The 20,643-nt window shown below is 68.9% G+C and carries 19 protein-coding genes; 6 read left to right on the forward strand and 13 right to left on the reverse strand.

The window, feature by feature from the left end; all coding sequences use genetic code 11:
* Nucleotides 1-100: 100 nt before the first annotated feature.
* Nucleotides 101-628 (reverse strand): SAM-dependent methyltransferase, encoded by a 528-nt coding sequence (locus WBG79_RS20660; protein WP_337359115.1) that lies wholly within the window; start codon nt 626-628, stop codon nt 101-103.
* 276 nt (nt 629-904) lie between these two features.
* Here WBG79_RS20660 and WBG79_RS20665 point away from each other — a divergent pair, with 276 nt between their 5' ends.
* Nucleotides 905-1,612 (forward strand): ankyrin repeat domain-containing protein, encoded by a 708-nt coding sequence (locus WBG79_RS20665; RefSeq protein ID WP_337359116.1) that lies wholly within the window; start codon nt 905-907, stop codon nt 1,610-1,612.
* 16 nt (nt 1,613-1,628) lie between these two features.
* On the opposite strand, the gene WBG79_RS20670 is transcribed toward WBG79_RS20665, so the two are convergent.
* The 7 genes from WBG79_RS20670 to WBG79_RS20700 form a co-directional block, all read right to left on the reverse strand.
* Entirely contained in the window at nt 1,629-2,708 is a 1,080-nt protein-coding gene (locus WBG79_RS20670; RefSeq protein ID WP_337359117.1) for a PLP-dependent cysteine synthase family protein, read from the reverse strand.
* A gap of 569 nt (nt 2,709-3,277) precedes the next feature.
* Nucleotides 3,278-4,135, reverse strand: coding sequence for an IS3 family transposase (locus WBG79_RS20675; RefSeq protein WP_337359118.1), 858 nt, complete (start codon nt 4,133-4,135; stop codon nt 3,278-3,280).
* Nucleotides 4,132-4,593 carry a helix-turn-helix domain-containing protein gene (locus tag WBG79_RS20680; RefSeq protein WP_337359119.1) on the reverse strand — a complete coding sequence of 154 codons (462 nt, stop codon included), beginning with the start codon at nt 4,591-4,593 and terminating at the stop codon, nt 4,132-4,134. The genes WBG79_RS20675 and WBG79_RS20680 overlap by 4 nt, the downstream gene beginning before the upstream one ends.
* A gap of 208 nt (nt 4,594-4,801) precedes the next feature.
* Nucleotides 4,802-5,356 (reverse strand): hypothetical protein, encoded by a 555-nt coding sequence (locus WBG79_RS20685; RefSeq protein ID WP_337359120.1) that lies wholly within the window; start codon nt 5,354-5,356, stop codon nt 4,802-4,804.
* 110 nt (nt 5,357-5,466) lie between these two features.
* Nucleotides 5,467-6,468 carry a hypothetical protein gene (locus WBG79_RS20690; protein WP_337359121.1) on the reverse strand — a complete coding sequence of 334 codons (1,002 nt, stop codon included), beginning with the start codon at nt 6,466-6,468 and terminating at the stop codon, nt 5,467-5,469.
* A gap of 268 nt (nt 6,469-6,736) precedes the next feature.
* Complete coding sequence (uvrB, locus tag WBG79_RS20695) at nt 6,737-9,439, reverse strand: excinuclease ABC subunit UvrB (RefSeq protein WP_337359122.1); 2,703 nt, start codon at nt 9,437-9,439, stop codon at nt 6,737-6,739.
* Nucleotides 9,440-9,611: 172 nt separating this feature from the next.
* Nucleotides 9,612-11,162, reverse strand: a complete 1,551-nt coding sequence (locus WBG79_RS20700; protein ID WP_337359123.1) for a calcium-binding protein — start codon at nt 11,160-11,162, stop codon at nt 9,612-9,614.
* A gap of 230 nt (nt 11,163-11,392) precedes the next feature.
* Between WBG79_RS20700 and WBG79_RS20705 the strand changes: the two genes are divergently transcribed.
* Nucleotides 11,393-11,755: a hypothetical protein gene (locus WBG79_RS20705; protein WP_337359124.1), complete on the forward strand. Its 363-nt coding sequence runs from the start codon at nt 11,393-11,395 to the stop codon at nt 11,753-11,755.
* 21 nt (nt 11,756-11,776) lie between these two features.
* On the opposite strand, the gene WBG79_RS20710 is transcribed toward WBG79_RS20705, so the two are convergent.
* From WBG79_RS20710 to WBG79_RS20725, 4 genes are all read right to left on the reverse strand, one after another.
* Nucleotides 11,777-13,180: a globin-coupled sensor protein gene (locus WBG79_RS20710; protein ID WP_337359125.1), complete on the reverse strand. Its 1,404-nt coding sequence runs from the start codon at nt 13,178-13,180 to the stop codon at nt 11,777-11,779.
* 412 nt (nt 13,181-13,592) lie between these two features.
* Nucleotides 13,593-14,030, reverse strand: coding sequence for a DUF4123 domain-containing protein (locus WBG79_RS20715; protein ID WP_337359126.1), 438 nt, complete (start codon nt 14,028-14,030; stop codon nt 13,593-13,595).
* 242 nt (nt 14,031-14,272) lie between these two features.
* Complete coding sequence (locus WBG79_RS20720; RefSeq protein ID WP_337359127.1) at nt 14,273-15,766, reverse strand: type II toxin-antitoxin system death-on-curing family toxin; 1,494 nt, start codon at nt 15,764-15,766, stop codon at nt 14,273-14,275.
* A 166-nt stretch (nt 15,767-15,932) separates the two neighbouring features.
* Nucleotides 15,933-16,400 carry a hypothetical protein gene (locus WBG79_RS20725; protein ID WP_337359128.1) on the reverse strand — a complete coding sequence of 156 codons (468 nt, stop codon included), beginning with the start codon at nt 16,398-16,400 and terminating at the stop codon, nt 15,933-15,935.
* Between the two features lie 118 nt (nt 16,401-16,518).
* On the opposite strand from WBG79_RS20725, the gene WBG79_RS20730 reads away from it, so the two are divergent.
* Entirely contained in the window at nt 16,519-16,962 is a 444-nt protein-coding gene (locus tag WBG79_RS20730; RefSeq protein ID WP_337359129.1) for a hypothetical protein, read from the forward strand.
* 16 nt (nt 16,963-16,978) lie between these two features.
* Here the strand turns inward: WBG79_RS20730 and WBG79_RS20735 are convergent, their stop codons facing one another.
* Nucleotides 16,979-17,650 carry an MBL fold metallo-hydrolase gene (locus WBG79_RS20735; protein ID WP_337359130.1) on the reverse strand — a complete coding sequence of 224 codons (672 nt, stop codon included), beginning with the start codon at nt 17,648-17,650 and terminating at the stop codon, nt 16,979-16,981.
* 226 nt (nt 17,651-17,876) lie between these two features.
* Between WBG79_RS20735 and WBG79_RS20740 the strand changes: the two genes are divergently transcribed.
* From WBG79_RS20740 to WBG79_RS20750, 3 genes are all read left to right on the forward strand, one after another.
* A complete protein-coding gene (locus WBG79_RS20740) occupies nt 17,877-18,578 on the forward strand; it encodes a DM13 domain-containing protein (RefSeq protein ID WP_337359131.1) in 702 nt (233 codons plus the stop codon).
* A gap of 338 nt (nt 18,579-18,916) precedes the next feature.
* A complete protein-coding gene (locus WBG79_RS20745) occupies nt 18,917-19,570 on the forward strand; it encodes a cold-shock protein (protein ID WP_337359132.1) in 654 nt (217 codons plus the stop codon).
* 109 nt (nt 19,571-19,679) lie between these two features.
* Complete coding sequence (locus WBG79_RS20750; protein ID WP_337359133.1) at nt 19,680-20,558, forward strand: 23S rRNA (adenine(2030)-N(6))-methyltransferase RlmJ; 879 nt, start codon at nt 19,680-19,682, stop codon at nt 20,556-20,558.
* Nucleotides 20,559-20,643 lie beyond the last annotated feature (85 nt).

Consider the following 20,643-nt stretch of genomic DNA (forward strand, 5'->3'; position numbering starts at 1 on the left):
GGCCGGGCCGGGCCTCGTGATGACCACGGATGCGGCCTAGCGGCAGCAGATCGCCCGCCCTGCCCGGTCCTCCACCCGCTCGAGATCGTGAGCGGGCCGATCACGGGCGGGCCGCAGTCCGGTTCGGCAGGTCCGCGATGACCCAGGCGCTCGATCGCTCCGCCACGGGACTCCTGTCCAGGACGCGCCAGCCGTGGCGGACGAGGGTCTGCGCCATGGCCGAACCCAGGGTCGCCGCGTCGCCGGAGGGCGAATCCATGAAGAGGTAGAGCCGGCCGGACGGTGCCAGATGCCGCGCCGCCGCCGCGAGCTCGGGTCCCGCGTCCTTGCGGGCGAATGCCCCGACCCGGACGGCGAAGATCTTGTCGAACAGCCGTCCTCCCAGGTCGAGGGCGGCGAGGTCCGCTTCGACCACGTCGACCCGGTCGCCGAAGCCGGCGTTCCGCCTTCGCGCCGCCGCGACCATCGCCGGCGACCGGTCGACGGCGACCACCCGCGCCTCCGCGGCCTGCGCAAGGACGAGGCCGATGGCGACACCGTGCCCGCAGCCGATCTCGAGGACCCGCTCCCCGGATCGGGGCGCCAGCAGGGCTACCACCTGCCGCAGACGCGCGTCGTCGTTCGGCATCGGGGCTCTCCTTCGTCGGGTCCCCAAGGCGAGGACCGTCTCGGCTTGCGCGGACGCCTCGGCCGCGCAGGACCCTCGCGGGTCCCCGGACCGGGCTGTGGGCAGCGGCGCCCGCCATGCGGCCACCGGAAGCACGGTCGGTCAACCGCGAAACAACGCCCGCCGGTCCGGGTCGAGGCGCGTTGGAGCGCCGGGCCACGATCCCTCCCCTCCCCGCAACGGGATGGCAATGAAACCCTGCCAGGTTACCGAAAAGTCCGCCCTCGGAGCCGAGCCATGCCGAAGTCCGCGATCATGTTCGCCGCGCTCACCGCCCTCGGCCTCGCGGCCGCGGTCCCGCTCCGCGCCGCCGAGGTGCCCACCCCGCAGGCCGTCCTCGACGGTCTCGCGGACCGCCTCTACGTGATCGGCGAGACGACGGGACGCGAGTCCGAGTTCTTCGCCGCGGTCGGGACGGCACGCCGCGACCTCCGCGCCGCCATCGCGGCACACGGCGGCGGCGCCGCGATCGCGAAGACGGAGCCCGGCGGCATGACGTTGCTCATGCAGGCCGCCTATGCCGGCCATGCCGAGATCGTCGAGGAGCTGCTTACCCACCAGGCCGTCGTCGCCGCCATCGACGCAACCAACGAGGACGGCCTGTCCGCCTGGGACTTCGCGAACTTCGCCATCCAGGAGACGATCTGGGCCTGCAACGCCACGGTCTTCGCCGACCCCTTCAAGTACGTCCCCCGCTACGTCCAGCAGCCCTACTACCGCGGCGGGGCCGAGCGCCCCTACGCCGGGACCCGCCGCCTGCTCGAAGCCGCCGGCGCGCGGGCGGACATGGCGGAGGCCCGCCGGAAATGGCTGGCCACCTGCCGCTTCGCCGACGCCGAGACGCGCCGCAAGGTGGCGGCGGGCGGGGACCTGCTGCTGACCGTCGAGGCCGAGGGCGCGCGCATCCTCGGCGAGATGACGGCCCGGATGGCGAAGGCGAAGTGACCGCCGGACCCGCCCCTCACTCCGCCATCGCCCGTTCGACGGCCGCCGTCGCGCCGGCGAGGTCGAGGCCGCGGGCCGCGACCCAGCCGTCGTCGTAGTAGGTGGTCCGGTAGCGCTCGCCGGAGTCGCACAGCAGGCTGACCACCGAGCCGCCCCGGCCGGCGCGGCGCATGCCGGCGAGGATGCGCAGGGCGGCGACGAAGTTGGTGCCGGTCGAGCCACCGACGCGGCGGCCGAGGATCCCGGACAGGAGCCGGGCGGCCGCGATCGACTCCACGTCCGCCACCGCCTCGGCCCGGTCGATGAGCTTCGGCATGAAGCTCGGCTCGACGCGCGGCCGGCCGATGCCCTCGACGAGGCAGGGCGGCGTGCCCGGCGGCAGCGTCCCCTCCCCGCGCAGGACGAAGCGGTGGAACACCGAGCTCTCCGGGTCGGCGAGCGCGAGGAGCGTGGGCAGGCGCCGGTAGCGCAGGTAGCGCCCGATCGTCGCCGACGTGCCGCCGGTCCCGGCCCCGACCACGATCCAGTCCGGCACCGGGTGCCGCTCGGCGCGCATCTGGGTGAAGATGGACTCGGCGATGTTGTTGTTGCCGCGCCAGTCGGTGGCCCGCTCCGCCTGGGTGAACTGGTCCATGTAGTGGCCGCCGGTCTCCTCCGCGATCGCCGCCGCGGCGGCGTAGAGCTCGTCGGGGCGGTCGACGAAGCGGCAGTCCCCGCCCTGGAACCGGATCGCCTCGATCTTCTCCCCGGCGGTCGAGCGCGGCATCACGGCCACGAAGGGCAGGCCGACGAGCCGGGCGAAATAGGCCTCCGACACCGCCGTCGACCCGCTCGACGCCTCGACCACCGTGGTCCCCTCCCCGAGCCAGCCGTTCGCGAAGGCATGCAGGAAGAGCGAGCGCGCCAGCCGGTGCTTCAGGCTGCCGGTGACGTGGGTGCTCTCGTCCTTCAGGTAGAGGTCCTGGTCCGGGAAGGCCGGCAGCGGCACGCGGATCAGGTGCGTGTCGGCGCTCCGCGCAAAATCCGCCTCGATCGCCCCGATCGCCCGCTCGGCGAACCGCCGGTCCGCCGCCCGGTCCGTCCCCCGGGCGGTCATGCCGCCACCCCCGGCGGGATCGACACCGCCGTCACGACGACCGGATCCTCGACCGTGGGGCGCGGGCCGGCAAAGGCGAGGATACGGAACATGGGACGCGGGGCTCCGTTTTCCCGGAACGGCGAGTGGAACCGAACGGAATGCTCTCGAAAAGCAAGATCGGAGACTTCGTTGCTACGAATTCCTCTACGCGGAGCATAATCCCGGCGCAAGGCCCTGCCCAACGCCCCCGACCCGCCGCGCCTGACGGACTGCTTGCCGCCTCGACGAGGTGCATGGGCAGACACTGGTGACCTGGACCGTCGCCGCGTTGGCGCGGACCGTGGGTGCGGTGCTGAACTCGCTCGGGCGACAGAGGCGGTAAGTCCGGACCAGGAGCGAAATCCGGAGCGGACCCTGCGATGCGTGGAGTGGGGCCGGTATCAGGTTCGCGAACTGACGGGTCGAAATAGGGAATTGGTAAGCTGTCCCCGTAATTCTGGCCGAGGCGACGGATTAGGGGAATGGGTAATGGGCTGCACCCCTTGGGTGAGACACGGTAAATCGGTGACACGGCTTATGCGGTCGTATCATTCGGGCCGCGAGTGGCCCAGGTCGTTCTCGAACTCAACGGGTGGTTTATAGCCGAGGGCGGAGTGGAGGCGCACTCGGTTGTAGGTGGTTTCGAGGAACAGGCCGATGTCGTGGCGCGCCTCGGCGAGCGAGCGGTAGCGCTTGCCGTCGACCTCCTCGGCCTTCAAAGTCTTCATGAAGCTCTCCGCCTTGGCGTTGTCGGTGGGATTGGCGAGCCCGCTCATCGAGATCCGGATGCCGGCCGTCTCCAGACGGTCGACATAGGCGCCGCAGGCATATTGGACGCCACGGTCGGAATGGTGGATCAGCGAGCCCGGCGGCGGCCGGCGCGCCGCGATCGCCATGTCGAGCGCGGCGAGCGCCAGGCGGGTCTCGATGTGGTCCTCGAGCGCCCAGCCGACCACCCGGCGCGAACAGGCGTCGAGCACCACGGCCAGATAGACGAAGGCCTCGGCGAGCCGGATGTAGGTCAGGTCCGCGACCCAGATCTGGTCGGGGCCGGACGGGACCAGGCCGCGCACGAGGTTGGGCCGGATGCGGAAGCCGTGCCGGCTGTCGGTGGTGCGCGGCACGTAAGGCGAGACGCGCAGGCACAGGAGGTTGTCCTCGCGCATCAGGCGCAAGACTTTCTTCGCGTTGACGGTTTCGCCGTCGCGCCGGAGCTGGGCGGCGATCCTGCGGTAGCCGTAGCGCTTGTGGGCGAGGGCCAGCGCCTGGATGCGGTCGCGCAGGTCGGCGTCGGCCTCGGCCGGCGCCCGGGCCTCGCGGCGGCGGTACCAGCCCGCGCGCGAGACGCGGCCGAGGCGGCAGAGATGGTCGATGGCGGGGGCGCCTTGCAGCCCTAACGCGGTCATGTCCTCGATGACCGCGTAGATCCGGGCGGAACGGGCCGCTGCGGGCTCGCCGCGTCCGTCGGCTGCAAGGCTCTGCGAAAAAAATCCAGCTCCATCTGCTGGCGGCCGATCTTGGCCTCGAGCTCGGCGATGCGCCGGCGAGCTTCGGCGAGTTCCGCGGTCGCGGCCGCCGCCGGATCCTGGGGCGGCCCGGCCGATGCTCGATCCTGGGGCGACCCGGCCGCCGGGGGATCGCCGGCGGGCGCGGGCGCCGCCGCGCGCGGCTTCGGCTTGCGCCCGCGCTTGGCCGAAAGCCCGGCGAGCCCCTTCGCCCGGAAGGCGTTCCGCCACTTGTAGAGGAGCTGCCGCGCGACCCCGAGATCCGCCGCAACACTCGCGAGCGTCTCCCCGGCCTCCAGCCGCCGGAGCGCCGCAACCTTGAATTCCGCAGTATGGACACGCAGAGATTGATCCGACATGGTTCCTCCTTGGAACCCTGTCCCTCATTTACCGTGTCTCACCCAAGGGGTGCAGTCCAGTAAGCTGTCCCCGCAATTCGGAGTATCTAATCTGCCTCGCTATTCTACACGCGAGCGCGGTGGGTGATGCACCCAATGATTAAATTTTAATTATCGGGGGCAGTGGTAAACTGTTGTCCATATTCCACAACAGATTGCTGAATTGCATTTATCGCTTCAGGTAGGCTTTCAAAATCCCGCTTGATGCCGAGAGAGAAACATCGTCCATTCGCTCCATCATTTCATGAGAGGCGACGTGGAGCAAAGTAGTTGTGTATATGCTCCAGACGAACGACTTCAGTAACAAAAGGACGTATAAAGTCCAAGCGGATAACGCACTTGCCAGCCAAAGACCATAGGCGATAACTGGTCGATGCCAGCGTTCATTCAACCATGTCGTGCCGTCGGGTAATGCTATGCTAATCATGGTGGTTACAATTAAGAAAGCAATGTAGTGGGCGAAAACAAAAAGATATGCGTACAGGATATACTGCATTCGATTTATTTTTTTGTCTTGACGGGAAGGTATTTTGGCGAGACTCAGCAGAAATCTTGGATTTAACAGCGCCGTCAGAATAGCGAACCCCCCAACTAAAAACCCCAGTATGTTTGTGGACATTGAGCTTCCCACCGACGTAATACGACGGATTATGGAAAAGGTACTGTTTAAGTCTATTGAATTTCCACCAGTTATAATATAGACTATGAGCAAGATCATTTGCATGTTGAACAATCCTAGACACACAGATCGCTGTGTGTCAGACGAAGCTACTTTGCTCGCCCTAAGATAGGCCGAGATGAAGTCTTTGTCTGGGAAAAAGGCTTCCGGTTTGCTCATTCGCTCAGACTTTGCGCCTCCAGGAAATCAGCGTTGACTTTAGATAAACTAATGCTTGGAACCTTCACAATCTGTTCATCACCAAGCTTTTTGAGCGCGTCGTACATCTTCGCGGCAGTTCCTGAGTCGTCTGGAGGTATTGCTGCTAGATTCCTTGTTATGATGAATTTTTCATTATTACCTTGGAGTTGGTTACCCAGTTTATCTGTCCCGTTAGTCGTGACGAAAACGCTTCCTGTCTCTATGGCGTCTTTGGCAGTCTCAATCGCCGCGTCTACACTCAAACCACCTTTGCTTTCTGAAATTAGTGTCGAGCTATCTGCCTCCAGTTTCTTTGTGTATTCGACGAGCTCTCCTAGTATTTCTGCGCCGTCAAGTTCTGGGTTTGGTCGGACAACTCTTAGGGATATTTTTTTAAGGACTTTGTACTGCCGCAAAAATTCGACTAAGTCCTTACCCCCTCCAAGTGGAACTACTTCCAGCGTAGGTGCAGGGTTCTCGAAATAGGCCTCCGATACAGAACGAGGGAAGGGCGCACCTATTGGGGTCGAGATTAGTTTTCTGATGTAACGCCTGTGTTCTTCGTCCAAAAAGTACTGAATTGTTGCTTTAAAGGCCTTTAGATCTGGTGCATGCGGCGTCTCAGGAAAGTAGACTAATCTATGATTATTGATAACAAGCAGGAAAAACGATGATGGAGATGATCTCATGCTAGATTCATCTTTCACTAAAGTATCGCCTTCAATCAACAATTGAGTGCGAACTAATAGTGTATCTTTGACTAATCTTCCATAAACACCAAACACTGGCTTATCGCCGGACTCCAGTCTTACGATGTTTGTGTCAACTAACTTAAATTTTGTCTTTCGTCCGTAGCGACGGACAATCTTCTTACTTGTTATCGCGGGAATAACGACAGTATCCAGGTAGTCGAGTAAGAATTTCTTCTCGCCGAAGCGCAATATGAAATTTGCGAACTGCATTGTATGCTGGCGCATCGTCACCATCCAGTTACGGAATCAATAACCTATGGTGACCGATCTGAACTGTGCACGCAAGGCGGGAGGGTTGAACGTGGTCAGCGGTGTGCCGTTGGTTTACGGGGCCAGCATGAATTGCGGTGACAGCATACGCAGTTCCGAATTCCGGTGACAGCATACCCATTTCCGGGTTCTCAACCCTGGTCCGGCGAGCCTGACCCACCTCGATTCAGTGTCGACCCGGTGTGTCGACGAGTCGCCCCTGATCCAACCCTTCTCCGCACACCTACCGCCTCCCCCGCCACCTCCCCCCCTTCCTCCCCGCGACCGTCCCCGCCGCCGTGCTCGGCGCCGGCCGCTTGGGCATCTCCCCGGTCCCCAGCGGCACCTCGGTCCGCCCCACGGTCATCTCGTCCAGCGTGTTCTTCCGCACCCGTGACGGCGGCAGGTTGCCCGCCGCGCCGTATTTGCGCTCGCCCGCGAACCCGCCCGTCTGGTCGTCCAGGGCCGACTGCCGGGTGATCGGGTCGTCGCTCACCAGCAGGTCCGTCTCGCGCAACCTCTTGATCTCGTCGCGCAGGCGCGCGGCGGTCTCGAATTCGAGGTTGGCGGCGGCGTCGCGCATGCGCTTCTCGAGGTCGGCGATATGGGCCTGGAGGTTGTGGCCGACCAGGTGGCCCTTGTCGGCGAAGCCGGCGTCGACCGTGACGTGGTCCTGCTCGTAGACAGAGCCGAGGATGTCGGCGATCTCGCGCTTGATCGTCTCCGGCGTGATGCCGTGCAGGGTGTTGTAGGCCTGCTGCTTCTCGCGGCGGCGGTTGGTCTCCGCGATGGCCCGCTCCATCGAGCCGGTCATGTGGTCGGCGTAGAGTACGACCCGCCCCTCGACGTTGCGCGCCGCGCGGCCGATGGTCTGGATCAGCGAGGTCTCGGAGCGCAGGAAGCCCTCCTTGTCGGCGTCCAGGATGGCGACCAGCGCGCATTCCGGGATGTCCAGGCCCTCGCGCAGCAGGTTGATGCCGACCAGCACGTCGAAGGCGCCGAGGCGCAGGTCGCGGATGATCTCGATGCGCTCCAGGGTCTCCACGTCGGAATGCATGTAGCGCACACGCACGCCGTGCTCGTGCAGGTACTCGGTCAGGTCCTCGGCCATGCGCTTGGTCAGCGTCGTGACGAGGCTGCGGAAGCCGCGCTTCGCCACGTCCTTGACCTCCCCGAGCAGGTCCTCGACCTGGCTCTTGGCCGGCCGGATCTCGATCTCCGGGTCGATCAGGCCGGTCGGGCGGATCACCTGCTCGGCGAAGACGCCGCCGCTCTCGTCCATCTCCCAGCCGCCCGGCGTCGCCGAGACGCACACCGTCTGCGGCCGCATGGCGTTCCACTCCTCGAAGCGGAGCGGCCGGTTGTCCATGCAGGACGGCAGCCGGAAGCCGTACTCGGCGAGCGTCGCCTTGCGGCGGAAGTCGCCTCGGTACATGCCGCCGATCTGCGGGATGGTCACGTGGCTCTCGTCGACGAAGACGAGGGCGTTGTCGGGCAGGTATTCGAACAGCGTCGGCGGCGGCTCGCCCGGCTTGCGGCCCGTGAGGTAGCGCGAGTAGTTCTCGATGCCCGCGCAGGAGCCGGTCGCCTCCAGCATCTCCAGGTCGAACACCGTGCGCTGCTCCAGCCGCTGCGCCTCCAGCAGGCGGCCGGCCGCGTGGAGCTCGTTCAACCTCTGCTTCAGCTCGAGCTTGATGGAGCTGATGGCCTGCTGCAACGTCGGTTTCGGCGTCACGTAATGCGAGTTCGCGTAGACCTTCACGAACTTCAGGCTCTGGCTCTTCTGTCCCGTGAGCGGATCGAATTCCACAATGGATTCAACCTCGTCCCCGAACAGGCTGACTCGCCACGCGCGATCCTCGTAGTGCGCCGGGAAGATCTCCACCGTGTCGCCCCGGACCCGGAAGGTGCCGCGCGCGAAGGCCGCCTCGTTGCGCCGGTACTGCAGGGCGACAAGGTCGGCGAGGAGCTGCCGCTGGTCGAGCCGCTCGCCGACCTCGATCGAGAAGGTCATCGCCGTGTAGGTCTCGACCGAGCCGATGCCGTAGATGCAGGAGACCGAGGCGACGATGATCACGTCGTCGCGCTCCAGGAGCGCACGCGTGGCGGCGTGGCGCATGCGGTCGATCTGCTCGTTGATCGAGGATTCCTTCTCGATGAAGGTGTCGGTCCGCGGGACGTAGGCCTCCGGCTGGTAGTAGTCGTAGTAGGAGACGAAATACTCCACCGCGTTGCCCGGGAAGAAGCTCTTGAACTCCCCGTAGAGCTGGGCCGCCAGCGTCTTGTTGGGCGCCAGCACGAGCGCCGGCCGCTGCGTCCGCTCGATCACCTGCGCCATCGTGAAGGTCTTGCCGGACCCGGTCACCCCGAGCAGAACCTGCGTCTTCTCCTGGCCCTGCACCCCCGCCACCAGGTCCGCGATGGCGGTCGGCTGGTCGCCGGCCGGCTCGTATTCCGAGACGATCTTGAGCGCGATGCCGCCCTCGGACTTCTCGGGCCGCTCCGGACGGTGCGGCGTCCACAGCTTGCCGTCCTTGAAGAGCGGGTTGCCCGAGGAGATCAGGGCCGCCAGCGCCTCGACGGTGGCGGTCGCGCCGCCCTTGGGGATCGCGGCCGCCTCCTCGAGCGTGACGTCCAGCCCGGCCACCGGCATCAGCCCGGCCCGCGCTCGCTCGGCCGGCGAGGCGTCGCCGTCCGCCCCGCGCTGCCGGCCCTTGGGCCGCGCCTTCTTGTCGGGCTCGGCGGCCGGAGCCTTGGCCCGGCTGGCGCCCGCGGGACGGGCGGGCGCCTCGCGCATCGCCTCCGCGGAGATCTCGCGCGCCCAGTCGGCCACCGAATGGCCGAGCGGGGCGCCCGCGAAGGCCGCCTGCGGCGCCTCCCCGAAGCCGTCCGCCGGCGGGTCGTCGCCGGCCGTCAGGCCGGTCGCCGCCGGCGCCTCCCACGGCATGGCGTCGTCGGGCACTGCGGTCGCGGACCCGCGCCGGCGCGCGGGGCTCGGGGATACGGTTTTCGGGGTGCGGGCCATCGAGCCAATATGGCGCGAGTCCCCGGGCGGGAAAAGGTCGCCCGCCGGCGCGCGCAGCTGCCGTGCTGACAGGAGGTGTCAGGACGAGGCCGCCTCAGAGCAGGTAGACGACGTCGTAGCCCGCCTTCGCCTGGCTGAGCGCGTCCAGGTCCGCCAGGCTCTGGAGCCGGTCCGGCCCGCCGGTCACCCCGAGCAGCGTCACGCTGTGGCCCGTCCAGGTCAGCGTGGTGTCGGTGCCGTCGTCCAGGACCTGCACCGCCGAGCGGTCGAACGTCTGCGGGTCGTCGACGTCGAGGACGAAGAAGTCCCGGTCCGCGAAGGTCAGGTCCGTCACCGTGTCGCGGCCGTCGTCGGAGGCGAACTTGAACATGAAGTAGTCCCGGCCCTGGTTGCCGGTCAGCAGGTCGTCCCCTTCGCCGCCGTCGAGCGCGTCGTCGTTGCCGCCCTCGTCGGCCGGGCCGCGGACCGGGCCGGCGTCGCCGTAGAGCCGGTCGTTGTCCCGACCGCCGAAGAGATGATCCGCCCCCGCCCCGCCCGCCATCACGTCCTGGCCGTCGTTGCCGTAGAGCGAATCCTCGCCCTCGTCGCCGTACATCTCGTCGATGAGGAACCCGCCCTGCACCTGGTCGCTGCCGCCGCCCCCATGGGTGGTCGCGCCCGTGCCGCAGACCACCACGTCGTTGCCGGCCCCGGCCAGCACGAGGTCCACGCCGCCGTTGAAGCTGAAGATGAGGTCGTCCCCCGCGCCGCCGTCGATGCGGTCGTAGCCGTCGCCGCCGTAGATCGTGTCCTGGCCGTCGCCGCCCGAGAGGTCGGAGTCGTCCCGGTCGTCCGTATGGTCGCCGGCATAGATCAGGTCGTTTCCGGCGCCGCCCGCAAGCCTGTCGAATCCATCCCCGCCCCGGAGGACGTCGTTCCCCGCCCCGCCGTCGATCACGTCGACGTCGGCGCCGCCCGACAACAGGTCGGCGCCGTCGCCGCCCTGAAGGATGTCCCGGCCGTCACCGCCGTCCAGGGTGTCCCGGCCCGCCTCGCCGGCGAGCCGGTCGTCGCCGGCGTCGCCGCTCAGGACGTCGTTGTCCGCCCCGCCCCACAGTGCGTCCGATCCCTCGCCGCCGGCGAGCACGTCCCGGCCCGCCTGGCCGTACGCCAGGTCATCCCCGGCATCGCCCCGGATGGTGTCGTGGCCGCCGCCGCCCCAGATCGTGTCCTGGCCCTCGCCCGCTTCCAGGAGATCGGAACCGTCGAGGACCCCGACCAGGCCGGCCGTGTAGCTCGCATCCGCCTCGTCGCCGAAGATGAGGTCGTCGCCGGAGCCGCCCACCACCGTGTCGGCCCCGCGCGCCAGCGCTCCCTCGACGCGGCCGGGCACGAGGAAGGACCCGGTTCCGCCGACGATGAGATCGTTGTCGGCTCCGCCGTCGAGCCGGTTCTGCGCGAAGCTGCCGAGGATCGTGTCGGCCCCGGCGAGGCCGTTGGCGTCGCCGGGGGCGAAGGGGTCGCTCCCCGGGCCCCGCAGGGAGATGAGGTCCGGTCCGTCGGTACCGACGATCAGCGACGAGGTGAGGGTCGGGAAAACCTGTCCCTGCACGGCCCTGAGCATCGCGGACGAAGCCGCGCCGGTTGGCGCAACGGGTCTCCACATGGCGGCCTCCCGAAATATTCAGAACATTTAATGTTACCCCCGCTGCCGCCCGCCGGCTTCAGCAGTTTTCCGGAGGCCTGGGAGGTTCGCGGCCGGACCGGCCAGGGCCGCCGCCCGGCCCCCGCGATCACGGCACTGGGAACGTCCGTGTCCGGCCCGCCCCGCGACAGCAACGGCCGGCCGTGGCATGATCGGCGGGTTCTTCACCACCGCCTCGCGGAGTGCTTTTCATGGCCGCCTATACCGCCCAGCAAGCCGAGATCGACAACCACCTGATCAACCTGCTGATCGACACCGCCCCCGAGGACTGGAACGCGGTCGTCCTGATGGTGGAGCCGCGGCCCGGGCTGGACGGCGCGCCCTTCATGGCGAAGATCGTCAACCCGGACGTCTCCGGCCCGGAGTTGGAGGTGCCCGGCGAGATCCGCGAACTCCTGACCGCCCTCGTCGCCCATTTCGCCACGGCGAAGCGGGAGTGGACGCGGATGACCTACAGCGCCTGGAACCGCGACGGCAACTGGCAGGCCAAGGTCTCCGTCCCGGCCCCGGGACAGAAGCCCGAGGCGGCCGAGACGTCGCCCAGGGCACACTGAGGCGCATCGTTCACGCAGCCGTCAGTGACCCCGCCGCTCCGGCCCGGCATAGTCCGGATCGGCCCGGTTCCGGCGGTCGAGCGGGCCGGTGCGCAAGGCCAGGATGAACCGGCGCACCTCCTCGGACAGGGCCTGCGACTTCTCGCCGAGCGTCGTGGACGCCGTGCGCACCGTGCCGGCCGAACGGCTGGTCAGCCCGATCGCCTGCTCGACCACCACCATACTGCGCGACAGCGACGCGGTCCCGGTCGCCGCCATCTGCACGTTCGAGGAGATCTCGCGGGTCGCCGCGCCCTGCTCCTCGACCGCGGCCGCGATGCTGCCGGTGACGTGGTCGACCTCGCCCATGATGGATGCGATCGCCTCGATGGCCTCGACCGCCTGGGCGGTGCCGGTCTGGATGTCGGAGACTTGGCGGGAGATCTCCTCCGTCGCCTTGGCGGTCTGGCCCGCGAGCTCCTTGACCTCCGCGGCCACGACCGCGAAGCCGCGGCCCGCCTCGCCGGCCCTGGCGGCCTCGATCGTGGCGTTGAGGGCGAGCAGGTTGGTCTGGCCGGCGATCGCCTGGATGAGCCCGACCACGTCCCCGATGCGCTGGCCCGAGGTCGCCAGTCCCTCCACGGCGCCGGCCGACTTGGCCGTCATGGCACGGGCCTTCTGCACCACGTTGGCGGCGCCGCCGAGCTGGCGGCCGATCTCCTGGATGGACGAGGCCAGTTCCTCGGCCGCGGAGGCCACGGTCTGGACGGTGGTGGAGGTCTCCTCCGAGGCGCTCGCCGCCGAGACCGCCTGGCGGCTGGCGTCGGCCGCGGCGGCGGCCATCTGCTCGGCCGTCTGGATCAGCTCCTGGTTGTTGGCGTCCACCGTGCCGAGCAGGCTCTCCACGGCGGTCTTGAAGGACTGGAACGTCTCCTCCATGAAGCGCCCGCGCTGGGAGCGCTCCTCGACCAAAACGTCTTGGTAGACCGAGATGGCAAAGTCCAGGTCGAGAAAGACGGCCGTGTTCAGCGCCTGGATCCGGCGCGCCGCGAGCGCCGGCCGGAACCGATGGGCCTTCATCACGATGGCGGCGAGCTCGTTCAGCAGCATCCGGTAGCCGCCGATGTACCAGCGCGGCTCCAGCCCGATGCGGTGGTGCGTCCGCCCGATCGTCTGCACGCTCGTGGCGTAGTCGAGGTCGAAGCGACCCGAGAACAGGCGCGCCCAATGCCGTTCCTGAACCTGCTCGAGCCGGCCCTGCTGCGCACCGATCATCGTCGCCAGCGCCGGCTGGCTCATCATGTGGGCATAGAAGCGCTTCATGACCCGAGGCAGTTCGGGTTGCACCACCTGCCAGATCGCCTGCAGGTCGGCACGGATGCCGTCGTCCATCTGAAGAAAGGCGAGCCGGCCCTTAAGGTCGATGCGATCCTCTTTGTCCGTCATGTCGTCTGCCCGAGTGTCCGTGTCTGTTTGTCGAAGTTTGGGGCCAAGCCGATAAGCACAGGAATATAGTTGGCCCCTGATATAAGAGGTTCATGGTTCGCGGTTAAGGAAGGCATAATCGACTTAGACGCCCCGTCGCAACGTCGGGTATGGTCTCGCTGAACTCTCGCCCGAACGCGATGACAGCACCGTCATGTGGACGGGGGCGGAGCGTTTGCCAGGCCTGCAACCCGCTGACGACGCTGCGGCAGCGATCGGGCCGGAACTCACATCAGATCGTCTCCACTTACGGAACCGCGCCGACATCTTACGTAATCATCCGGAGCCGGGAGTTGCAGGCCGGAGCCCGCACAAGCGCGGCCCGTCCGATCGCGGACGCGGATGATCCCGGGCATCCCCCAGCGCGGACCGCCTAAAGAGAGGCGTCGACGCCCCCGAGCACGTCGCTCTCGGCCAGGATCCTGTCCGTCAGGCCCAGAACCTGGGCGCGGGCCTGCGCGTCCGCCTGGGCCAGGTAGGCGCGCAGCACACGGGGATCGTAGAAGCGGAACAGAACGGGCCGGCCGTCGGGCGCCTGAGCCTGCAGGAGCTGCCGCAGTCGCCGCAAGACCGTCGCCGGAGCCCTCGACGTTTCCAGGAAGACGCCCCAGGACCCGTCTCGCCCCTCGCGCCGCCACAGCGCCAGCAGCGGCTCCGCGTCGTCCAACGGCACCAGCCAGGGCGACACCCGTTGCAGCACGGCCGGAAGGTCGCCCGCGAGCAGGCAGTAGGGGTCGAAGCAGCGGTGGACGGCGTCATAGAGGCGCGCATCCCGCGCACAGTCCACCACGGCATAGCGTCGACGGCTCAACGGGGCAGCCGCGAGCACTTCACCCTCGCCGCGGTCGTCCGTCTGGCCGCCGGGAAGGTGCGCATCGGAGATCTGGCCGACCCCACCCGGGCGCCGACGCGGGCAACGCGGGAGAGGCGGATCCTCTCGTAATCCTTGGGAGCCATCCGGCGCTGCCTCGGGAATGCATGATCAGCACTGATTCCAATAAGCCAGTCCGACCACGGATGCGAGCCCGGCATAAACCCGAATGCTGCAGGAATTCAGGCTTTCCCCGGTCGACCTGCGGCGCCGGAACCGATCCCCTCGCGGATCCAGCGGGCCAGGCCGGCCTCGTCCATCGTCCCCTCGGCAAGGCTCTGAATGGCCGCCGTCGCCTCGGACTCCGGGACCTTGAAGTCGACCCCGTTGAGGCCGAGGAAGACCACGATGGACATGAAGGCGGTTCTCTTGTTGCCGTCCACGAAGGGATGATTTTGGGCGATCCCGAACGCGTAGGCTGCCGCGAGGGCTGCCGGATCCTGCTCGCCCTCATAGGCGTGCTTGTTCATCGGACGCCCGAGAGCCGATTCGAGCAGGCCCATGTCGCGCAGGCCGGGCGATCCTCCGAACTTGGCCATCTGCTCGTCATGGACCTCGACCACGAGCTCGGCCTCCAGCCACTCGATCGTGGGCTTCGCCGCCTCCTCCGCCGCCGGCCCGGCCGCGGACGGCGCCGGGGGCGCAGCCGGCGGTGCCGGCGCGGCCGCCTCGCCGTTGCCGGGCGCGGCCCCCCCGCCCCCACCGCTCCCCCCATCGACCGCCAGCACGACCGCCGGACCCGGGTTCGGCGGCAGCGGCACAGTCTGCTCGACGGCCGGCGCTCCGGACGCCGCCGCGGCCAGAAGGGCCTGAACTTGCTTCTTCACCGCCTCCGGGTCGACGCTCTTCGGCGGCGCGGGCGGCGGTCCTCCGGCGCCTCGGCTGTCCGGGTCGCGCGGCACCGGCGGGGGCGGCCGTGACGGAGGCCGCGGCAGCACCGGATCGGACTTCACGATCCTGACCTTGTGCAGGATGCCGATGAAGCGGGTGAAGCCGACCCGGTCCATGTAGCGGGCGAGGAGGTAGCCGTTCGCCTGCAGCTCACGCTCGAGCCGGGCCGGGCGCGTCGACCCGATGACCCAGTCGACGATGTCGATCTCCTCGCCGAACGAACCGAAGTCCGACACCTCCGGCAGGGGCGGCGTCCGGTTCGTCTGGTAGGCCTCGGGCGGCAGGCTCGAGATCCGCGCGTCGCAGATCGCGATGAACTGCTGAAGCATCTCGCGCTCGATCTTGGGCGCACTGCGGCGCATGAGCCCGAACTGCCGCTCGGCATCCAGCATCAGGGCCGCCATCCGGGCGGGCATCGAGGCCTGCTCCAGGCGCTTCGGATCGGCAGGCTTTTCGATGGCGTTGCGAAACCGGGCCCCGATCGCATCCACGTGGAAGGTCGGAACGCGCTTCGCCGTCAGCCGTCCGGCGAGGACCGTGGATTGCAGCACCGCGGACAGCTCCGGCAGGCTCACGGGCACCATCAGCTCGGGCATGCCCCACAGGTCGCCGTGCCGGCGGATCGTCGCCGCCAGTGTGCTGTCGTGGTGAAGTGCGGCGAGCCACGCGCCCAGCATGCGCTCCCCGTCGACGACACTCGGCGGCGCCACGGGCGGTCGCTGGCGCGGCGCGATGAGGATCCGTTCCAGGTTGCGTTCGAGGCAGAGGACGCGGTCGAAGATCATGGGAGCCGAAGAGGGCCGGCCGCCCGCGGGCGGTCCGCGCGCGCCCTGCCGGGCCCTGTCCAGAGTGGCCGAACCGGCGCCGCCCCTCAAGGGGACGGGGTCCCCGCCGCGATCACGTCTCTCCGGGCCCCCGGCGCCCCGCCACGGCGAGCCCCCCCGGCTCGCCTCAGCCCGCCCCGCAGCGCGCCTTGCCCTTGTAGATCCTCGTCTTTTCCTGGCCGTTCTCGACCCGGGACGCCGTCATTTCATAGCGCCCCGTCGCGCTGTCGGCATCCGAACCCGATCCTCGCGTCTCGATCACGAGTTCGAGCGCCGGCCCTCTCTCCCCCTCCGCCGGCTCGCGGTAGAGATGCAGCCGGATCTCGCGCCCGCGCAGCCAGGAATGGACGAGATGCTCCGACCCGAACGAGACCTCGGGCGGGCCGGCCGGAGCATCCTTGGCCTTGAGGGCCAGCGAGGCCTGGAGGTTCGAGATCGGGCTGCCGAGCCCGTGGCCGAACACGGCGGTCAGGCTGAAGGCGACCGCGCGGTCTTCGATCGAGCAGTCGAGGGACCCGGTCGCATTCGCGGCACCCGGGGCGAGGAGGGCGATGCAGAGGAGGAGGGCTCGCGGGAAGAGCAGGCGCAGGGACACGGGGCGGCTCCATGGACGGGAGATCACCCATAGCCGGGCCGCGTTTCCGCCCGATGTCGGCGGCGTGACCGGGCCGTGCCTGGGCGGCACGGCCGAGTCATGGTAAATGTTCGGAGCCATGAGCCTCCGCAGGTCCATCCTCTACGGCTTCTTCTTCATCGTCCTGGCGATCGGAGCCGCGGTCGCCTATCGCGGCGTCTCGGCACAGACGGAAGCCGACCGCGCCCGCCTCTCCGGCATGGCCGGGGAAGCGGCGCCGATCATCGCCGTGCTCGATCGCGTCCGGAAGGAGCGCGGCGCGCTGCCGCACGGCGCCGAGGATCTCGCCGGACTCCTGCCCGAGGGCGTGCTCGCCGAGGAGATCGGCTACATCCTCCGCTTCGACACCGGCACGGCCCCCGGCTGGCTCTTCGTCGCCGCGCCCGGTGGCCACGGCTACGAGCTGTCCCGCCGCCTCGGCGAGGAGGCCAGGCTCCTCTACCAGGACGAGGACGGCAAGGGCCGCTGGCTCTGGGATCCGGGCGACGGCACCGGCCCGGCCCCGGTCGACCTCGACCCCTGAGCCTGCGGACGCGGACCTAGCGCAGGAACGGATTGCTCGCGCGCTCGTCGCCGATGCGGCTCATCGGCCCGTGGCCCGGCAGGAACACGAGGTCGTCGCCGAGCGGCAGGACCTTCTCGGTGATCGAACGGATCAGGGTGGCGTGGTCGCCGAAGGGCAGGTCCGTCCGGCCGATCGAGCCACGGAACAGGACATCGCCCATGAAGGCGAAGCGGGCCTCGGGCTGCACGTAGACGAGGCTGCCGGGCGAGTGCCCGGGGCAGTGCAGCACGTCGAAGCCGATGCCGCCGATCGTCAGCCGATCCCCCTCGTCGAGCCACCGGTCGGGCGTGACCGCGCGCGCGCCGGTCAGGCCGAAGCGCGCCGCAGACTGCGGGAGCCCGGCGAGGAGCGGCGCCTCCGCCCGGTGCGGCCCCTCGATCGGGATCGTCGCGCCGGTCCTGGCTTCGAGCCGCTCCTTGAGCTCCGCGGCGCCGCCCGCGTGGTCGATGTGCCCGTGGGTGAGCACGATCTTCTCGACCCGGCAGCCGAGCTGGTCGATGCCGGCCAGGATGCTCTCCACATCGCCGCCGGGGTCGATGACGGCGCCGACGCCGGTCGCGGTTTCCGTCAGGATCGAGCAGTTCTGCTGGAACGGCGTCACCGGCACGATGGCGATCCGGAACGGCGGCTCGGCGGCGTCGGTCATGGGATGTCCTCTCGGGGCTTGTGTCGGCTTCCCTATAGCGGCGGGGCCCGCCGCCTGCCACCCGTCGACGTGGAACGCCGCGCGCTTCCGGGGCGCGGCGTTCACACGAAGAGTTGAAATCGGCTTCCGCAGCGTTCATCCCGGGGTCAGCCGACGGATGATCTCCTTGCGACACCAAGGACGGCCAGCCCCGACACGAGGGCCGCGGGCAAGGGGAGTTGCAGCCATGAAGCCGACCACCATCTTCGTCTCTTCCATCGTGGCCGTGTTCCTGGGGGCCGTCGGAGTCCAGTTCGTTCCCGGCGCCACCCGCGCCGACGCCTCCGGGACCGCTGCGGCGGCGCCCGCCGCGACGCAGCCCCGACAGGCCGCGACCCAGCCGGACGCGACCCGGGTGGCCGCGGTCCTTCCGGCCACCGGCCCGGTCGCCGCGCCGCCAGCTGGCGAGGGGCCGGACGTCGCCAGGCCGCTGGAGACCCGGCCCGCCGTGCCGGCGCCGCGCTTGAGCCAGGTCGCCCCCGCCCCGGCGCCCGCGCCCGCGCCGGCCGCCGCGCCGGTGCAATCGGCCGCGCCCCCCGCTGTCGCGCTCGCCGGCGAGTTCCGCAACGCCGACGCCGGCCACAAGGGCTCCGGGCGGGTCGAGATCGTGAAGACCGAGAAGGGCTACGAGGTGCGGCTCGCGCCCGGCTTCGCCACCACCCGCGGCCCCGACCTCGAACTCTGGCTCGTCTACCACGGGGATCCGCGCAAGCAGTCCGACGTCACCAAGTCCAAGTACGTATCGCTCGGCCGACTGAAGAGCTTCACCGGCGAACAGACCTATGCGGTGCCCGCCGGGGTGGACCCGACCGCCTTCAAGTCGGTGGTCGTGTGGTGTGAAGACTTCAGCGTCCTCTTTGCCTCCGCCCCGTTGAAAGCCGCCCGCTGACAGGTCTCCTCGACACGCGAGAATTGCAAGAAGTAACGATACCCCCGCTCCGCTGCGGAAGGAAGGATCGGAATTGCGACGAATTGGAGCGTCCGACGCCGCCCGCCGTAAGCCCCGTGCCAACAAAAACCCGCGGCGGCCTTGCCCTTTCGCTGGGTCTCGGTCATAAACTTGAGGGGTGGCGGTTCGGCACTTTGGACGTGGCGGTCGGCGCGGCCGTGTTCTTCGGGAATAGCGCGCATTCCGGTCCCGACGAGGATAACGATACTGCCGGAATCCGCCCCGCGTAAGCGGGGTGCGAAGCACTATGGGGGCATCCCCGCGGGAAAGGGCTTGGAATGAGGGATCGTGGTTTCGGCGGTCGCGGTGGAGGCGGCGATCGCGGTGGGTTCGGCGGGCGGGACCGTGGCGGGTTCGGTCGCGACGAGGGCTTCAGCGGCGGCGGCGGCGACCGCGGGTTCGGTGGTGGCGACCGGGGCGGCTTCGGCGGTCGCGGACGTCGTGAATTCGGAGATCAGGGCAGCGGCGGCTTCGGCGGCGGCGGCTTCGGTGGTGGTGGTGACCGCGGCTTCGGCGGCGGCGGTGGTCCTGGCGGCGGCTTCGGCGGCGGTGGTCCTGGCGGCGGCTTCGGCGGCGGCGGTTTCCGTCCGCGCCGGCGCTTCGAGGGCGAGGAAGCCGGGGCCGAGGGCGGTTTCCGTCCGCGTCCGCCGGTCGATCGCGGCCCGCGGCAGAACGGCACCGTCAAGTTCTTCAATGCCGAAAAGGGCTATGGCTTCATCACGCCCGACGAGGGCGGCGCGGACGTTTTCGTCCACGTCAGCGCGGTCGAGCGCTCCGGCCTCGGCGTGCTGGACAAGGGCCAGAAGATCTCCTTCGAGACCGAGCCGGACAAGCGCGGCAAGGGTCCCAAGGCCGTGAACCTGCAGGTCCTCTCCGGCGGCGCCGAGGGTGCCCCGGGCACCGAGGACCAGCCGATGATCGACGAGGACTGATCGGCCTCTTCCGATCGGACCTGCCGAATTCGCCCGCACCGTCGCGCACGGTGCGGGCTTTTGCATTTGGGGCCCGCCGTCCCACCGCCCGTCAGCCCGAGCCGTCCCCATGAACTACCGCCACGCCTACCACGCCGGGAACTTCGCGGACGTGCTGAAGCATGCCGTCCTGACGCGCCTGATCGTCCTCCTGCAGAAGAAGGACGCCCCGTTCCGCATCCTGGATACCCACGCCGGGGTCGGCGTCTACGATCTGGCGGCGCCGGAGGCCGAGAAGACCGGCGAATGGCGGACCGGCATCGCCCGGCTCCTCGCGGCCGCGCCGCAGCCGGACGTCGCCGCCCTGCTGGCGCCCTATCTCGGGGCCGTCCGCGCCGCCAACTCCCTCCCCTCCGATCCGGCTGCCGCCGCGCCCCCCGCCGCCCTGCAGCGCTATCCGGGCTCTCCCCTGCTCGCGCGGTCGCTTATGCGCCGGGTCGACCGCCTGACCTTGACCGAACTGCACCCGGCCGACGCCGCCGCCCTCTCGGCGCTCTTCGCCGGCGACGTGCAGGTGCGCGTCGTCGAGCTCGACGGCTGGCTCGCCCTGAAGAGCTTCCTGCCCCCGAAGGAGCGCCGCGGGCTCGTGCTGGTGGACCCGCCCTTCGAGGCGCCCGGCGAGTTCGATCGCCTGGTCGGAGGGCTCGCCGCCGCCCACCGGCGCTTCGCCACGGGCGTCTACGCCCTCTGGTACCCGATCAAGGACGAGGCCGAGGTCGCCCGCTTCGCCCGCGCCCTGGTCGCCAGCGGCCTGCGCCGCCTCCTGCGCGTGGAGTTGCGCACCCGTGCCGTCGAGCCCGGACGCCCCCTCTCCGGCTGCGGCCTCGTCCTCCTGAACCCCCCATGGACGCTCGACGACGAGCTCGGCCGCCTGGCCCCGGCGCTGGCGCGCATCCTGGCGGAAGGCCCCGGCGCGGGGGCCCGGGTCGACTGGCTCGTGACCGAGTAGCCGCAGCGTCCCGGCGATCGCGCGACCCCTCGATGCCGGCTCTTGACCCCCTCGCGGCCCTCGCGCAATTTGCCCGGGGACATCC

Origin of the sequence: Prosthecomicrobium sp. N25 (assembly GCF_037203705.1) — a bacterium.
Lineage (GTDB): Bacteria > Pseudomonadota > Alphaproteobacteria > Rhizobiales > Ancalomicrobiaceae > Prosthecodimorpha.

Bases quoted from the DNA above. Each gene is read 5' to 3' on its own strand.
- WBG79_RS20710 (WP_337359125.1), bottom strand. From the start codon at position 13,180: ATGACGGACAAAGAGGATCGCATCGACCTTAAGGGCCGGCTCGCCTTT.
- WBG79_RS20730 (WP_337359129.1), top strand. From the start codon at position 16,519: ATGAGCCTCCGCAGGTCCATCCTCTACGGCTTCTTCTTCATCGTCCTG.
- WBG79_RS20685 (WP_337359120.1), bottom strand. From the start codon at position 5,356: ATGCAAATGATCTTGCTCATAGTCTATATTATAACTGGTGGAAATTCA.
- WBG79_RS20745 (WP_337359132.1), top strand. From the start codon at position 18,917: ATGAGGGATCGTGGTTTCGGCGGTCGCGGTGGAGGCGGCGATCGCGGT.
- WBG79_RS20690 (WP_337359121.1), bottom strand. From the start codon at position 6,468: ATGCGCCAGCATACAATGCAGTTCGCAAATTTCATATTGCGCTTCGGC.
- WBG79_RS20735 (WP_337359130.1), bottom strand. From the start codon at position 17,650: ATGACCGACGCCGCCGAGCCGCCGTTCCGGATCGCCATCGTGCCGGTG.
- WBG79_RS20670 (WP_337359117.1), bottom strand. From the start codon at position 2,708: ATGACCGCCCGGGGGACGGACCGGGCGGCGGACCGGCGGTTCGCCGAG.
- WBG79_RS20720 (WP_337359127.1), bottom strand. From the start codon at position 15,766: ATGATCTTCGACCGCGTCCTCTGCCTCGAACGCAACCTGGAACGGATC.
- WBG79_RS20665 (WP_337359116.1), top strand. From the start codon at position 905: ATGCCGAAGTCCGCGATCATGTTCGCCGCGCTCACCGCCCTCGGCCTC.
- WBG79_RS20660 (WP_337359115.1), bottom strand. From the start codon at position 628: ATGCCGAACGACGACGCGCGTCTGCGGCAGGTGGTAGCCCTGCTGGCG.
- WBG79_RS20750 (WP_337359133.1), top strand. From the start codon at position 19,680: ATGAACTACCGCCACGCCTACCACGCCGGGAACTTCGCGGACGTGCTG.
- WBG79_RS20740 (WP_337359131.1), top strand. From the start codon at position 17,877: ATGAAGCCGACCACCATCTTCGTCTCTTCCATCGTGGCCGTGTTCCTG.
- WBG79_RS20705 (WP_337359124.1), top strand. From the start codon at position 11,393: ATGGCCGCCTATACCGCCCAGCAAGCCGAGATCGACAACCACCTGATC.
- WBG79_RS20680 (WP_337359119.1), bottom strand. From the start codon at position 4,593: ATGTCGGATCAATCTCTGCGTGTCCATACTGCGGAATTCAAGGTTGCG.
- uvrB (WP_337359122.1), bottom strand. From the start codon at position 9,439: ATGCCGTGGGAGGCGCCGGCGGCGACCGGCCTGACGGCCGGCGACGAC.
- WBG79_RS20675 (WP_337359118.1), bottom strand. From the start codon at position 4,135: ATGACCGCGTTAGGGCTGCAAGGCGCCCCCGCCATCGACCATCTCTGC.
- WBG79_RS20700 (WP_337359123.1), bottom strand. From the start codon at position 11,162: ATGTGGAGACCCGTTGCGCCAACCGGCGCGGCTTCGTCCGCGATGCTC.